1 protein-coding gene is annotated in these 856 nt (G+C 43.2%); it reads right to left on the bottom strand.

The genetic code is table 11. The features are described 5' to 3' along the window. Nucleotides 1-220 precede the first annotated feature (220 nt). Nucleotides 221-856, bottom strand: a 636-nt coding sequence (locus AB9H30_RS19315) for a transposase (protein WP_371196426.1), incomplete at its 5' end; no start/stop codon positions are given.

Here is an 856-nt window from a genome sequence, read left to right as displayed (position 1 = left end):
GAGTATAAGACGGATAAAAGCTATTTACTATCCCCTGTGACAGCTGTCTTTTTGACCAGATTGGTTTGTTGAAATATCGAATTATGGAAGTGTTGTATGGCGTGTTAGTTTCCAACTTCATGGGTAGATAGGGCCTTGGTACAGGAAATGGATAATTAAAGCGCAAATGGCCTCACCATTTACTAGCGTTTTTCTTTACTCTTGAAGCAGTAAATGGAGCCTAGGCCCCAAAATTGAAGTCACGTTGAACAGTGAAATCGTTTCCGTATTTTTCATTTGGTGGCGCACGCAAAGGTGGCAATAGTTTAGAAGTTGGGTACTTTTTATCGAAATGCTTCAGTATTTTATGTACGATGGCAGGCTCTATAATGCAGGCAATTATCGCCACATTGTGCTTTTGACATTTCTCACATTGAGCGATATCTATGTTGAATACTCGTTTTAGCCTTTGAGCCCACGTCATCCCTCTGGCATGGTATGGCTTAGCAGTTTGGCTATCTTCTTTATTCGTAAGTTTAGGACTATTTTTACCCCGCTGGGAAGCGGTGACTTGCGCACGAAGATTGCTGTTAGGCGCAAATACGCCAAAAAAACGGGTGAGGTTAAGTCTTGGTGGTGGAATAAGTGCGGCTAGTTTGCCAATAAAATCGATAGGCTCGAAGAAAACATGGGTAGTACCGTCTCGATAAGGTGTCTTCAATTCATAGCGCACTTTTCCATGGTCAGTCATGCTCAAACGTTGCTCGCTAATGGCAGGACGACTTATATATCGGCATAGCCTTTCTAACTTCCCTGGCTCATCGGCATTAGCGAAGACCCCTGCGTGTAACGAAAAACCTGAGGTATTGGCTAACTG

The sequence above is a fragment of the Glaciecola sp. SC05 genome, from assembly GCF_041380235.1.
Lineage (GTDB): Bacteria > Pseudomonadota > Gammaproteobacteria > Enterobacterales > Alteromonadaceae > Glaciecola.
The sequence above is the reverse complement of the archived record's forward strand: the minus strand, read 5'-3'. Positions and strand labels throughout refer to the sequence as shown.